Origin of the sequence: Phenylobacterium sp. (genome assembly GCF_030680185.1) — a bacterium.
In the GTDB taxonomy this organism is placed as follows: domain Bacteria; phylum Pseudomonadota; class Alphaproteobacteria; order Caulobacterales; family Caulobacteraceae; genus Phenylobacterium.
In genome coordinates this window covers 90,295-105,075 of sequence record NZ_JAUXVZ010000011.1, presented here as the reverse complement: position 1 = coordinate 105,075, position 14,781 = coordinate 90,295, and the positions used below count along the sequence as shown (strand labels likewise).

The 14,781-nt window shown below is 66.2% G+C and carries 9 protein-coding genes; 3 read left to right on the top strand and 6 right to left on the bottom strand.

Annotation, left to right across the window (positions count from 1 at the left end):
* Positions 1-7: 7 nt before the first annotated feature.
* From Q8L83_RS01985 to Q8L83_RS01975, 3 genes are all read left to right on the top strand, one after another.
* Positions 8-628 (top strand): hypothetical protein, encoded by a 621-nt coding sequence (locus Q8L83_RS01985; RefSeq protein WP_305284469.1) that lies wholly within the window; start codon positions 8-10, stop codon positions 626-628.
* A gap of 483 nt (positions 629-1,111) precedes the next feature.
* Entirely contained in the window at positions 1,112-4,096 is a 2,985-nt protein-coding gene (locus Q8L83_RS01980) for a TonB-dependent receptor domain-containing protein (protein WP_305284468.1), read from the top strand.
* A gap of 527 nt (positions 4,097-4,623) precedes the next feature.
* A complete protein-coding gene (locus Q8L83_RS01975; RefSeq protein ID WP_305284467.1) occupies positions 4,624-7,518 on the top strand; it encodes a TonB-dependent receptor in 2,895 nt (964 codons plus the stop codon).
* Between the two features lie 76 nt (positions 7,519-7,594).
* Here Q8L83_RS01975 and Q8L83_RS01970 read toward each other — a convergent pair whose 3' ends face one another.
* The 6 genes from Q8L83_RS01970 to Q8L83_RS01945 form a co-directional block, all read right to left on the bottom strand.
* Positions 7,595-8,032 (bottom strand): hypothetical protein, encoded by a 438-nt coding sequence (locus tag Q8L83_RS01970; RefSeq protein WP_305284466.1) that lies wholly within the window; start codon positions 8,030-8,032, stop codon positions 7,595-7,597.
* Between the two features lie 118 nt (positions 8,033-8,150).
* Complete coding sequence (gene metH, locus Q8L83_RS01965; protein ID WP_305284465.1) at positions 8,151-10,796, bottom strand: methionine synthase; 2,646 nt, start codon at positions 10,794-10,796, stop codon at positions 8,151-8,153.
* 96 nt (positions 10,797-10,892) lie between these two features.
* Positions 10,893-11,969 (bottom strand): homocysteine S-methyltransferase family protein, encoded by a 1,077-nt coding sequence (locus tag Q8L83_RS01960; RefSeq protein ID WP_305284464.1) that lies wholly within the window; start codon positions 11,967-11,969, stop codon positions 10,893-10,895.
* Positions 11,966-12,835, bottom strand: coding sequence for a subclass B3 metallo-beta-lactamase (bla, locus tag Q8L83_RS01955; protein ID WP_305284463.1), 870 nt, complete (start codon positions 12,833-12,835; stop codon positions 11,966-11,968). Before bla ends, Q8L83_RS01960 begins: the two co-directional genes overlap by 4 nt.
* Positions 12,832-13,767: a methylenetetrahydrofolate reductase [NAD(P)H] gene (gene metF / locus Q8L83_RS01950; RefSeq protein ID WP_305284462.1), complete on the bottom strand. Its 936-nt coding sequence runs from the start codon at positions 13,765-13,767 to the stop codon at positions 12,832-12,834. Before metF ends, bla begins: the two co-directional genes overlap by 4 nt.
* The gene (locus tag Q8L83_RS01945; RefSeq protein WP_305284461.1) at positions 13,764-14,735 is read right to left on the bottom strand and encodes a metalloregulator ArsR/SmtB family transcription factor; all 972 of its coding nucleotides are present in this window, start codon (positions 14,733-14,735) and stop codon (positions 13,764-13,766) included. The genes metF and Q8L83_RS01945 overlap by 4 nt, the downstream gene beginning before the upstream one ends.
* Positions 14,736-14,781 lie beyond the last annotated feature (46 nt).

Sequence of the window (14,781 nt, the reverse complement as noted above, 5' to 3'; positions counted from 1 at the left end):
ACTCTCCGTGATTTCCCCGCTCCTTTTTGCCCTGGCGCTCCTGGCGCAAGACACCGACGCCGCTGAAGCCATCGCCTCGGCGCCCCCCGAAGCGGCGACCGAAACAGCCGAGGCCGCATTCCCGCCCGGCGCGCCCCGGGACCCCTACGGCCTGGTGGCCTGGTGCTACGGCGCCCTGTCGGCCCACAAGGGTCTGCGCGACCAGGTGATGCCGGAAGTCACCCGCATCGAAACCACCTTCCGCCGGCCGGGGTCGTCCCTGGCCGACGATCTCAGAGTCTATGACGAACTCGATGAATTGAGCGCCAGGAACCTCGCCCTGTTCAGCCGCGCCATGGAAGCCGCCGAAAAGGCCAGCCCACGGCCGATCAACGCCCACGGCGCCGACGCCATCCGTCGGGGCCGTGTCACCTGGAGCCGGGCGAGCGACCTGCCCAAGGCGCGTCTGGCCCAAGAGTGGATGAGCTGGACGCTGCCAGCCCGGTGCGAGGCCACGGCCACGGTTCTGGAACAGCGAGCGGCCCTGATGGGTCCCGCCTTCGACCTTTCCGCCGAACCCGAGCCGGTCGAAGCCCCGAGCAATGGCGACGCGAGCGAGACCCTCGCCGAGCCGACGCCGGGCGTCTGACCACAAACACCGTCCCTCGCAAGAAAAGTCGCCCCGCCGGCGCGGATTCGTCCCGCCGCGGGGCTTTTTTCTGCGCGAAAGACGCCCAAGAGCTTCCTTCGGGCTCATCCTGGGCAAAAAAGCAGCCGATGGGCCGTTTTTGGGCCCGGTGTGGCGAGAACGTGACAGCACCCTGTCTCACCCAGGATTTTGACGGCCGCATCATTTCCAAGCGTTGATTTTATTGGATTTTCTCCAGCTCACCGAAGGCAAGCTTCGTCCGTTTTGGCATATCGTCGCTATATGTGGTAACCGGTCGTTTATATCTGACGGACCCGCATTCTATATACAGTGTAATTGAGCAAGGACGCCAAACCGCGGTCTTGATTTATTAGTCTCCGAACCGTCATTACCCCTCATCGGATCGGTTTTGATCCAAGATGCTTCTTAATCTCGAAGGGGAAACGTGTGAGGAGTTCAAAATACTTATCGACGGCCTCGACTATGGCTGTCGCCCTCGCTCTCAGCCTTGCGGCAGGTCAGGCTTCAGCCCAGACCGAGGTCGAGGAAATTATCGTCACCGGCTCGTTCATCGCCGGTACGCCTGAAGACGCCGCCCTGCCGGTGGACGTCATCAGCTCTGCGGAACTCGAAAAGCAGGGTTCGCCCTCCACGACCGAACTCATCAAGTCGCTGACGATCAGCGGCCCGGTCCTGGGTGACTCCAACCAGTTCTCGACCTCGGCCCAGGGCTCCATCGGCGCGGGTTCGATCAACATGCGCGGCCTGGGCCCGCAGCGGACCCTGGTGCTGTTCAACGGCCGTCGCTTCATGTCGACCGACCCGCTGACCGGCGTCGACACCAACCTGATCCCGACGGCGGCCATCGGCCGGGTCGAACTGCTGAAGGACGGCGCGGCCGCGACCTACGGCTCCGACGCCATCGGCGGCGTGATCAACTTCATCACCAAGAAGACCTTCTCGGGCTTCGAGGTCTCGGGCGAGTACCGCTACGTCGACGGAACCGACGGCGAGTACAATATGAGCGCCGCCTGGGGCTGGCAGGGCGAACGCGGCAGCGCCTTCATCGCCGCCGGCTATCAGCACCGCTCCGAACTCGACACCATGGAGCGCGACTGGACCTATCAGGACTACACCACCAACCCGAGCGGCTGGTCCTTCCTGTCCAACCCTGGCTTCTATGTCGCGCGCCTGGGCGCCGACCTGCCCACCATCCCGGGCACCCCTGATCCGATCTACGGCGACGCCGTGGGTTCGATCCGCGAAGCCAGCTGCGGCGCGGTGGGCGGTTATGAGGGCGTCTATCAGTCGGGCGCCAGCCAGCTGCCGGCCTGCTATTACAGCTATGTTCCCTTCGCCAACCTGATCGAAGAGACCGACCGCTACCAGCTGTACGGCGAGCTGAACTTCGATCTCACCGAGACGACCGAGTTCTTCCTCGAGGGCATGTACTCGAAGACCGATGTGCCGAACATCGGCTACTCGCCGTCCTATCCCCCGACCCAGGGGCCGTTCGGCCCGGGCAGCACCCAGTATTTCGCGCCCAAGTCGAACCCCTATGTCCAGTCGTTCCTGGCGGCCAATCCGCAGGTCTTCGCCAGCGCGGCGGCGGCCGGCGCCTATGCGGCGCTTCCGACCTCGGGCCTGCAGCTGACCCTGTGGCGTCCGTTCGCCAGCGGCGGCAATCCGGGCTTCGGCTATGACGGCCAGAAGGGCGAGCGGTCCTATGAACTGTTCCGCATCGCCACCGGCCTGAAGGGCGAATTCGATGTCGCCGGCGGCATCGGCTGGGACCTGGCCTTCACCTATTCGCGCAATCAGGCCTACGGGGTCACCCGTGACATCCTGATCAACCGTCTGGATCAGGCGCTGCGCGGCCTGGGCGGCCCGAACTGCACCGGCAACACCCCCGGCGCCAACGGCTGTGAATGGCTGAACCCCTTCTCCACCGCCTATCCGGGCAACCCGATCCTGGGTGGCGCGAACCCGACCTACAACCCGGCCCAGGCCAACAGCCCGGCCCTGGCGCGCTGGCTCTATGACGACCAGGTGGGCGAGACGACCAACGAGCTCTATGTCGTCGACCTGGTGTTCAACGGCTCGACCGGCTTCGAACTGCCGGGCGGCGTCGTCAACTGGGCGGCCGGCGCGCAATGGCGTTCGTCGGAACAGACCCGTCGTCTGGGCAGCGACTTCTACGATCGCAACATCACGCCCTGCCCCGTGCCCGGCGATACGAGCTGCGCCATCCAGACCGGCCCCTACATGTTCCTGGGCCAGTCGCAGCCCTACTACGTGGATGAGTCGATCTACGCGGTGTTCGGTGAAATGAACCTGCCGATCCTCGACAACCTGAATGCGGCCCTGGCCGTGCGGTTCGAGGACTACGGCGGCGAGACCGGCTCCACGACCAACCCGAAGCTGTCCATGAAGTGGGATTCCACCGACTGGCTGTCCTTCCGCGGTTCGGTGGGCACCACCTTCCGGGGCCCGACCCCGACCGACCGGGCTCCCGGCGGCGCGACGGGTCTGGCGGGCATCCAGGCTGCGGGCAACGCCTTCAAGTCCGTGGACGCCTTCGGCAACCCGGCGATCGGCCCGGAAAAGGCCTTCACCTACAGCGTCGGCGCCGTGGCTGACTTCGGCGACTTCCGCGCCCTGGTCGACTACTGGAGCATCAAGCTGGAAGACCAGATCGTCCGCGTGCCGGCCAACGTCATCGGCAACGCGGTCGCCAACGGCCCCGGCAACGGCGCTCAGTTCGTCGATTGCGCCGATCCGCTCCGCTACCTGGTGACCTTCTCCAACAACAACGCCTGCGTTCAGGGCGTGACGATGGGGTCGGACATCTCGCGGATCCAGTCGGACCTGGTCAATGGTCCGGAACTGCGCACCTCGGGCGTCGATGTCACCCTGGACTACAGCTATCCGGGCGACGTCTTCGGCGGCCGCCTCGCGCTGAACGCCACGGTCAGCTACGTCCTCGAATACGAGCAGGACGCCTTCATCCTCAACGGCGTGACGGTGACCGACTCCTACGAGGCCGTGGGCTTCGCCAACTATGACCGCCTGCCCGGCACCATCCCGGAATGGCGCGGCGCCTTCTATGCCGAGTACGACAATGGTCCGCACAATGTGCGCGCCACGGTCAACTACATCGATGGCGTGACCGACAACCGCGGCCCGACCGTGGTGAACACCGGCTTCTCGGCGGTTCCCTGCACGGTGGCGAACGCCGCCGCGACGACGGGCTGCCAGCTGGTCACCTTCGGCCAGGAGGTCGATCCCTTCGCGACCCTCGACCTGACCTACCGGGTGTTCCTGCCCTGGAACACCACCCTGACCGCCTCGATCCTCAACGTGACCGACGAAGACCCGTCGGCCTCGCGGATTGAGTATTCCTACGACCCCGCGATCGGGAATGTGTATGGCCGTAACTTCAAGCTCGGTCTGCGCAAGAAGTTCTAAGTCCGATTACTCGGACTAACCCTCGGGGGCGGCCAGTCTGGCCGCCCCCTTTTTCTTGCCCGCATGGTGCGGCGCTTCATGCCAGGGGGCTACGGGTTCTGGCCTCCGCCCCGGCACGACTCCTTTGCAGAACAAGGATCGAGAGCGCTATAGAGGGTTCGGTATGGCGGGCTGCAGGCTGGATTGCCGCCTCTTCGGCGCCGCAGCGTCAATTTCCTCGCAGGGTGTGGCGCGAATGCGACAGTTTGGCGCCAGCCAATGTTTTGACGCAACGTATGAATATGACGCCTTGTTTTTTCGCAGCTTTTTTTGTGAGCCCCGCATAGCGAAGCCGCCTCTTTTGACGGACCATTGGTATGTATACCTGCGGGGCGCAGTATTTTTGACGCTGCAGCGCAGTTTTTTCCCGCGCTTTTCTGGCCTCTTCGCTCAGGAACCTTGATTTTTATCGGCCAGGCACGCCACTAAGCGCGCTGGCGGTCAGATTTGATCGCTCTGCCGCTAAATTAAGCAATACGGGGAAACGCATGAGAAGCTCGCATTATCTGGTGACCGCTTCGGTCCTCGCCGTCGCCACGGCCCTGTCGGCCGGTCAGGCTGCGGCCCAGGCCGGAGGCGCGGGCGCGCCCACGGTGGTCGAAGAGATCGTCGTCACCGGTTCGTTCATCGCCGGCACGCCGGAAGACGCCGCCCTGCCCGTCAACGTCATCGGTAATGACGAACTGCAGAAGCAAGGCTCCCCCTCCACCGTCGATCTGATGAAGTCGATCCCCGCCATGCAGGGCGTGGTCGGTGAATCCAACCAGTTCGGCGCCGGTCAGACGACGGGCACCAGCAGCGCCAACCTCCGCGGCCTCGGCGCCGAGCGCACCCTGGTGCTGTTCAACGGCCGCCGCATGGCGACCTCGCCCGGCTCCATCTATGTGGACACCAACCTGATCCCCAGCGCCGCCATCGGCCGCGTCGAAGTGCTGAAGGACGGCGCCGCCGCCACCTACGGCTCCGACGCCATCGGCGGCGTGGTCAACTTCATCACCCGCAGAAACTTTGACGGCCTGGAGCTCCAGGCTGGCTACTCGGCCATCGACGGCTCGGACGGCGAGTACAACACCAGCGTCGCCTATGGGCACACCGGCGACCGGTCCAGCATGCTGCTGACCGCCGGCTATCGCCACCGCTCGCCGCTCTCGACCACCGAGCGCGACTTCGCGATCCGCTCCTACGCCGAAAACCCGCAGGGCGGCTGGTCGTCCTTCGGCAATCCCGGCCTGTTCCTGTCCAGCACGAACGGCGGCGTCACCTACACCAACCCGGTCACCGACCCGGCCTGTAACGTGATCTCCGGCCCCCAGACGGGCGGCACGCTCTGCCAGTTCCAGTACATCGGCTTCAACAACCTCATCGAGGAAGAAGACCAATGGCAGCTGTACGGCGAGTTCAACTTCGACATCGATGACACCACGACCTTCCATGTCGAGGCCCTCTATGCCGGCCATGACGTGTCGAACGAAGCGTCGTCGCCCTCCTATCCGCCGAACAACTTCCCGTCTTCGGCCCTGACCACCAAGATCCAGGGCAACGGCTTCTTCGTGCCGGCCGCCAATCCGGGCCTCCAGGCCCTGCTGGGCACCAATCCCGGCCAGATCCCGGCGTCGGCCGCCACGGCCGGTCTCTTCACGTCCGTCGCCTGGCGCCCGATCGGCGTTGCCGGCAACGACCTGTTCGAGGGCCTGGGCAAGGAAGACAAGCGTCGCTTCGACGCCTACCGCATCTCGGCCAGCCTGAAGGGCGAGTTCGAATTCGGCGGCGGCATCGGCTGGGACGCCTCCATGACCTACATGGATGACACCAGCGAGGTGGCCACCCCCGACATCCTGGTCGGTCGCCTGCAGCAGGCGCTGAAGGGCCTCGGCGGCTTCAACTGCTCGGGCACGACCCCTGGGGCCAATGGCTGCCTCTGGTTCAACCCCTTCTCGTCGGGCATCGACGCCAACGCGGTGGATGGGCGGACCAACCCGAACTATGTGGCGAGCACGGCCAACAGCCGCGAAGTCCTCGACTATTTGTTCGAAGAATACGCCTATTCGATCCGCTCGCAGCTCTACACCGCCGACCTGGTGTTCAACGGCCGCCTGCCGATCGACTTCGGCGGCGGTGAGATCGGGTGGGCGGCCGGCGCCCAGTATCGCTGGAGCGGCCTGGAGCGTCAGAACAACGACTTCACCAACGTCGCCGTCAGCCCCTGCCCCGACTCCTCGATCAATCCGGCCGCCACCTGCGCGGCCCAGAACGGCCCGTTCAGCTTCTTCGGCGCCCTGTCGGACTATGACCTCGATCAGTCGGTCGTCTCGGCCTTCGGCGAACTGAGCATTCCGATCACCAACGACATCACCGCCACGCTGGCGGTGCGTCACGAGGACTACGGCGGCAATGTGGGGTCGACCACCAACCCCAAGGCGGCGCTTCGCTGGCAGGCGGCTGACTGGCTGGCGTTCCGCGCCTCGGCGGGCACCACCTTCCGCGCCCCGCCGATGACCCAGATCACGACGTCCTCGACAACAGCGCTGGCCTACACCACCGCAGCGGGCGGCTACCGCGCCTACGACACCTTCGGCAACCCGAACCTGGCGCCGGAAGAAGCGGTGACCCTGAACCTCGGCGCCCTGTTCGACTTCGGCGACTTCCGCGCCTCGGTCGACTACTGGGCGTTCGATTTCGAAGGTCCGATCGACAATGAATCGGGCTCCGACATCGTCAACGCCATCTTCCCCAACGGGGCGGCGGGTGCGAACAACTGCGCCAATCCTGCGTTCGCGTCGCTCCTGTCTCGGATCACCTTCACCGGCGCGTGCGGCGCTACGGCCATTAATCGAGTCCGCATCGACTACGTGAACGGCCCCGACGTCAAAACCAGCGGTATCGACGTCTCGGCCTCCTACCGGGCGCGGGATGTGCTGGGCGGCGACATGAACTTCGGCGTCGATCTCACCTACGTCCTCGAATATGCCGTCGACGCCAATGTGATCGAAGGTGTCGAGGTTGCGCCGGCCACCGACTATGTCGGCACGATGGACTACCTCGGCTACGGCTCTCAGCCGCAATGGCGCGGGTCGTTCTACACCGAGTACACCCGTGACATTCACAACATCCGGGCGACCATCCGCTACATCGACAACATGGTCGACACCCGCGCGGGCTCGGCGACCTTCTCCAACGGTCCGGACGGTCAGAAGATCGACGCCTTCGTGACCACCGACGTCGCCTATCGCGTGTTCCTGCCCTGGCAGACCACGGTCAGCGCCTCGGTGATCAACGTGTTCGACCAGGACCCGTCGTTCGCGCGCCTGGACCTGTCCTACGATCCCTTCACGGCCAACCCGCTGGGCCGCTACTACAAGCTGAACGTCACCAAGCGCTTCTAAGACCAGAAGCCTTTGGCGATACGAACTGGGGCGGCGCTTCTGGCGCCGCCCCTTTTTCGTGGCCCGATCTTCTCGGTCAGGTCGGGCTCAGGGGGCTGCAGGTGGAAAGGTTCACGGGCGGGGCTTCGGTCCGGGTCCAGTCCTCGCCGATCCGCACGAACTCGGCCGCCGCCGAGGTCTGACGGAACTCCATAGTCTCGGGATCCCAGGCCTCCCAACGCATGGCGCTCAGGGCCTTGGCCTCGACGCCATCAGCCTGCTCGGCCTCCGTCAGTTCGGCCTCGACCTTGCAGGCCACGCTGAAGGATCGGCAGCCTTCGGCGGCGCCGGGCCCCTCGACCTGGGCTTCTGGCGCAGGCGCCGGGCAGGACGGGCTCGCCACAAGATCGGTACGCCAGACGCGGATGGCCTCATCCAGGCCGGCATAGGGGTCGTTGCTGGCGGCCCGTTCGGTCGAGCAGGCGCTGAGAGCCACCAGGCTGGCGCAGAGCGCAGGATAAATCAGGCGTCGCAAATCATACCTCCAGGATCGCGCCCCTGCGCCGTCGGCGCGTGGGCCATCAAGTGAGGTTCAACGCCCCAAGGCCAAGGTGGTGTCCAAAAAGACGCGCCGCCGGGACACCCCGCCGCCCCTAGGGCTCATAGTTGAGGATCGGCGACAGCCACCGCTCGGCCTTCTTCAGGTCCCAGCCTTTGCGACGGGCATAGTCCTCTACCTGGTCCTTCTCGATCCGGCCGACGCCGAAATAGTGCGACTGCGGGTGGGCGAAGTAGAGGCCCGAAACCGACGAGGGCGGGGTCATGGCGAAGCTCTCCGTGAGCTCGATGCCCGTCCTGTCCGTGGCGTCCAGCAGGCGGAACAGGGTTTCCTTTTCCGTGTGGTCAGGCTGGGCCGGATAGCCGGCCGCCGGGCGGATGCCCTGGTACTTTTCGGAAATCAGGGCGTCGATATCGAACGGCTCGTCCGGCGCGAAGCCCCACAGCTCGGTGCGCACCTTGCGATGCATGGCCTCGGCGAAGGCCTCGGCCAGGCGGTCGGCCAGGGCTGCGGCCAGGATGGCGTTGTAGTCGTCCTCGGCGGCCTTGAACCGGGCGGCGATGGCCGCCTCCCCGTGGCCGGCGGTGACCGCGAAGCCGCCGATCCAGTCGGGCTTGGTTCCGATCGGCGCGATGAAGTCGGCGAGCGCCACATTGGCCTTGTCGCCGCTCTTGGCGATCTGCTGGCGCAGGGTGTGGAAGCGGGCCAGCTCGGTGACCCGGGCCTCGTCGGCATAGACCACCACGTCGTCGCCGTCGGCATTGGCCGGCCAGAAGCCGACCACGCCCTTGGCGGTGAACCACTTCTCCTCGACGATGGTCTTCAGCATCGCCTGGGCGTCGGCATAGAGGTTGCGCGCCGCTTCGCCGACCACGTCGTCCTCCAGGATCTGCGGGAACCGGCCCACCAGCTGCCAGGAGGCGAAGAAGGGCGTCCAGTCGATATGGGCGGCCAAGTCCTCCAGGTCCCAGGCCTCGAAGCTGCGCAGGCCGGTGAAGCTCGGCTTCGGCGGATCATAGTCGGCCCAGTCGATGGAGAAGGCCTTGGCGCGGGCTTCCTCCAGGGTGGATCTGGCGCGGTTGGTCAGGCCGCGGGCATATTGCTCGCGGACCTTCACGTACTCGGCCGCCGTTTCGGCCTGGATCCGGTCGCGCTCGCTGGGCGACAACAGGCCCGAGACCACGCCCACGGCCCGGCTGGCGTCCAGCACATAGGTCGTGGAGCCGGCCTTGTAGGACGGCGCGATCTTGACGGCCGTATGGGTCTTCGACGTGGTCGCCCCGCCGATCAGCAGGGGGATGTCGAAGCCCCGGCGCTCCATCTCGGCGGCGACGAAGACCATCTCGTCCAGGGACGGCGTGATCAGGCCCGACAGGCCGATGATGTCGACCCCGTGGGCCTTGGCCTCGTCCAGGATGCGGTCGGCCGGGACCATGACGCCGAGGTCGATGACCTCGTAATTGTTACACTGCAGGACGACGCCGACGATGTTCTTGCCGATGTCGTGGACGTCGCCCTTCACCGTCGCCATCAGCACCTTGCCCGCGGCCTCGCGGGGCTTGCCCTCCTTCTCGGCCTCCATGAAGGGCATCAGATAGGCTACGGCCTGCTTCATCACCCGGGCGGACTTCACCACCTGCGGCAGGAACATCTTGCCGGAACCGAACAGGTCGCCGACCACGTCCATGCCGGCCATCAGCGGGCCTTCGATGACGTGCAGGGGACGCTCGGCCTGCTGGCGGGCCTCTTCGGTGTCGGCCTCGATGAACTCGGTGATGCCCTTGACCAGGGCGTGCTTCAGCCGCTCTTCGACGCTTCCCTCGCGCCAGGCGAGGTCGGGACCCTTGGCCTCGCTCTTGCCGCCCTTGTACTTGGGCGCCAGCTCCACCAGCCGCTCGGTGTTGGAGATATTGGTCCGCTGCGGCCGGTTGAGGATCACGTCCTCCACCGCCTCGCGCAGTTCCCCCGGAATCTCGTCATAGACCGGCAGGTCGCCGGCGTTGACGATGCCCATGTCCATGCCCGCCTGGATGGCGTGGTAGAGGAAGACCGAGTGGATGGCCCGGCGCACCGGCTCATTGCCGCGGAACGAGAAGGAGACGTTGGAGACCCCGCCCGAAACCCGCGCATAGGGCAGGCTCTCCTTGATCGCCTTGGTCGCCTCGATGAAGTCGACGGCGTAGTTGTCGTGCTCCTCGATCCCCGTCGCTACGGCGAAGATGTTGGGGTCGAAGATGATGTCCTCGGGTGGGAAGCCGACATCATCGACCAGCTTGCGGTAGGCCCGGGTGCAGATCTCGACCTTGCGCTGGGCCGTGTCAGCCTGGCCCTGCTCGTCGAAGGCCATGACCACCACGGCCGCGCCATAGCGCAGGCAGGCCTTGGCCTGCTCCACGAACTTGGCCTCGCCTTCCTTCAGGCTGATGGAATTGACGATGGACTTGCCCTGCACGCAGCGCAGGCCGGCCTCGATCACCTCCCATTTGGATGAGTCGATCATCACCGGCACCCGGGCGATGTCGGGCTCGGCGGCCATCAGGTTGAGGAAGGTGACCATGGCCTGCTGCGAATCCAGCAGGCCCTCGTCCATGTTCACGTCGATGACCGAGGCGCCGGCCTCCACCTGCTGGCGGGCCACCGACAGGGCGGCGTTGAAGTCGCCCTCGATGATCAGCTTCTTGAACTTGGCCGATCCGGTGACGTTGGTCCGCTCGCCGATATTGATGAAGGTGGGACGCATGAGGCTCCGATAGACGGTCGCGCCGCAGCCCGGGGGCGCAGCGTCATAGGTTCTTCAACAGCCCTTCTCCCGCATGGCGAAGGGCAAGCCAAGGGGTCAGGCCAGCTCGAACGGCTCCAGCCCGGCTAGGCGCAGGGCGGTGGCCCGCGCCGGCGGCTGGCGCGGGGTCATGCCGCGCACCTCGTCGGCCACATGTCGGATGTGGTCCGGCGTCGTCCCGCAGCAGCCGCCGAGGATATTGACCAGGCCGCTCTTGGCCCATTCGTGCAGCTGGTGACCGGTCTGGTCGGGGCTCTCGTCATACTCGCCCATGGCGTTGGGCAGGCCGGCGTTGGGATAGGCCGAGACGAGCGTGTCGGCGATCCGCGCCAGCTCGGCGATGTGCGGGCGCATCAGGTCGGCCCCGAGCGCGCAGTTCAGACCGATTGCGAACGGCTTGGCGTGGCGCACGGAATTCCAGAACGCCTCCACCGTCTGGCCCGACAGAGTACGGCCCGAGCGGTCGGTGATGGTGCCCGAGATCCAGATCGGCAGGGGCTCATAGCCCTCGTCTTCGAGATCCAGGATGGCCTTGATCGCCGCCTTGCAGTTCAGCGTATCGGTGATGGTCTCGATCAGAAACAGATCCACGCCGCCGTCATGCAGGGCGATCATCTGCTGGCGGTAAGCCGCATAGACCTGGTCGAAGGTGACCGTCCGCGCGCCCGGATCGTTCACGTCCGAAGACATGGACAGCATGCGGTTCAGCGGCCCCACGGAGCCGGCCACGAAGCGCGGCTTGTCCGGCTCGTTCTGCGTCCAGCGGTCAGCCACCTCGCGGGCGATCTTCGCGCCCTGGAAGTTGATGTCATAGACCGCCTCACCGGCCTCATAGTCGGCCTGGGCGATGGTCGTGGCCGAAAAGGTGTTGGTCTCGGAGATGTCGGCGCCGGCGGCGTAATAGGCCTCATGCAGCTCGGCGATGATGTCGGGCCGCGTCAGGCAGAGGATGTCGTTATTGCCCTTCATGTCGACGGGATGGTCCTTGAACCGGTCCCCGCGATAGTCGGCCTCGTCCAGCTTACGCTTCTGGATCATCACGCCCCAGGCGCCGTCGAGGATCAGGATACGCTCTTTGGCGGCGGCCTTGAGCGCCGCAATGCGCGCGGCGCGGCCGGGATGGACGTGGCTCATTGGGCGGCTTCCTGCTGTTTGGCCAGCTCTGTGCGGAAGGCGGCCTCGCTCGCGGCGACCACCTTCTGCAATTCCGCGGGATCGACGAAGGGACTGGGGGCGCCCTCCTTCATGGCGGCGCGCTTCGTCGCCAGGCCGAACTGCTCGGCATGGGGCGCCAGAAAGACGTCGGCGCTCATGGTCTTCAGGCGGGCGAAGGTCTGCTCGTAATCGGCGACGACGCCCGGATATTGCGGGCCCTTGTCGGCCGAAACCAGGCGATTGGCGGCCACCGAGGTGGAGCAATAGATCATCGCCTGACGAGTCTGGCCGTCCACCTCCAGGGGGAAGGTCCAGGTGGTGCAGCCTGGCGAATGGCCCGGCGTCAGGTGAGCGGTGAGCGCGACGCCGCCCAGCTCAACCTTGTCGCCGTCTTGGAGCACCCGGTCCACGGCCACCGGCTTGAAGGCGAACATCTCGACCTCTTCGGAACCCACATAGGTCCCGCTTTCCAGCGCGCCCCGATCGCCTTCGCTGGCGGCCAGGGTCGCCCCGGTGGCGGCCTTCAGATCGGCCAGGCCCCCGGTGTGGTCGAAATGGGCGTGGGTGTTGAGGATCACCTTCACGTCCGCAGGCTCGAAGCCGAGCGCGCGGATCGAGGCCAGGATCAGCGGCGCGCTGGTGGGCATGGCGCCGTCCACCAGGATGTGGCCTTCCGGCGTGGTGATCAGATAGACCGCGATGGTCTCGGTCCCCACATAATAGAGGTTGTCGGCGATATGCAGGGGCTCGCCTGGCGCGCTCCAGCCCGGCGGCAGCTGGGCCTGGGCTGCGCCAGCGAGAAGGACAGCGCCGGCGGCGCCGAGGATCAGGCTTTTCAGGTTCATGCGGCGGCCTCTGTGGGCGCTGGGTCTATCTCGCGCACGCCGAGCACCCGGCAGATGGCGTAGACCAGGTCGGCCCGGTTGAGCGTGTAGAAGTGGAAGTCCGAGAAACCCTCCTCAGACAGGCGGGCGCACATCTCGGTGGCCACCGAGGCGGCGACCAGCTTGCGGGTCTCCGGGTCCTGGTCGAGCCCCTCGAACAGGTTGGACAGCCAGCCCGGAATGGTCACGCCAATCCGCTGGGACATGGTCGACAGGCCCTCGAAGCTTGAGACGGGCATGATCCCAGGCAGGATCGGGATGGTGACGCCCGCCTTTCGAATCTTGTCGATGAAGCGAAGATAGCCGTCGATATCGAAGAAGAAGTTGGTGATCGCCCGGGTCGCCCCGGCGTCGATCTTGGCCTTCAGAACGTCGATGTCGTGGTCCACCGACGGACTTTCCGGGTGGATCTGCGGATAGAGCCCGACGCTGACATCGAAGGGCGCGATGGCCCGGATGCCGGCGGTCAGTTCCGTGGCGTTCTGGTAGCCGTCGGGCCGTGGCGAATAGGCCCCGCCGAGCGAACCGGGCGGGTCGCCGCGCAGGGCGACGATGTGGCGGATCCCGGCGGCCCAGTAGTCGCGGATCACCTCGTCCACCTCCTCGCGGCTGGCCTCCACGCAGGTCAGGTGAGCGGCGGGCTTGAGCGTGGTCTCCTGCAGCATCCGCACCACGGTGCGGTGGGTGCGGTCGCGGGTGGAGCCCCCGGCGCCATAGGTGACCGAGACGAAGGTGGGGTTCAGCGGCTCCAGGCGGCGGATCGCCTCCCACAGGCTCGCCTCGCTCTTGGGCCCCTTGGGCGGCGAGAATTCGAAGGACACCGAGGGGCGCTTGCCGATTCCGGCGCCGGCGCGCGCCACGGGGCCCAGGGCGTTGGGGGCGACAAAGGTCATGCGGCGGTCCTTTCGCGGAGCGGCGCGCGCTCGGCGCTCCAGATCTTGATGGTCAGGCCGGCGGCCTGGGTGGGCGGCAGGGCGCTCGCCTGTACTTGGCCAAGGCCTGCGTCATGGAGCCAGCGCTCCATCTCGGCGTCGGAAAAACCCAGCCGGCGATGCTGATGCTCGTCGCGGAGATGTTCCAGGCCGTGGGGGGCGAAGTCGACGATCAGCAGCCGCCCTCCCGCCTCCACCAGGCGCCCGGCCTCCCGCACGGCGGCGGCGGGTTCGTTCAGATAGTGCAGCACCTGATGGACGACCACGAGATCGGCGCTCTCGTCCGGCAACCGGGTGCCGAAGATGTCCCCGTGGCGCAGCTCGCAATGATCCAGGCCGGCCTTGCCCACATGACTGCGGGCGATGTTGAGCATCTGTTGCGACAGATCCAGGCCCAGCGCCTGCGCGGCCTGCGGCCCCAGCAGGGTCAGCATCCGGCCCGTCCCCGAACCCAGATCCACCAGCCGGCGGAAGGGGCCGGGACCGGCAGCCGCGCGGATCGCCGCCTCCACCGCCTCATCGGCCACATAGAGCGCGCGGATTTCATCCCACCGGGCGGCGTTGCGGGCGAAGTAGGCGCCGGCCTCGGTCTCGCGCTCGGCTTGAACGCTGCGCAGGCGCTCGGCGTCGCGGGCCAGGACCACATCGTCGGCTTCGATCAGGTCGAGCACCTCATCCACCAGCCGGCGCGCGTCACCGCCCGTCACCAGGCGATAGAAGACCCAGGCGCCGTCAGGGAATCGTTCGACCAGCCCGGCCTCAGCCAGGAGCTTGAGATGGCGGGAGACCCGGGGCTGGCTCTGATCAAGGACGCGGCAGATTTCCAGCACCGCCAGCTCCTCGTGGGCCAGCAGGGCGAGAATGCGCAATCGCGTCGGTTCGCCCGCCGCGCGCAAGACATCGACAACCTGGACGGTGGAGAGCGCCATGGATCACATAAAGATATCCTTATGTGATTATGTCAAGCCTTGGCCC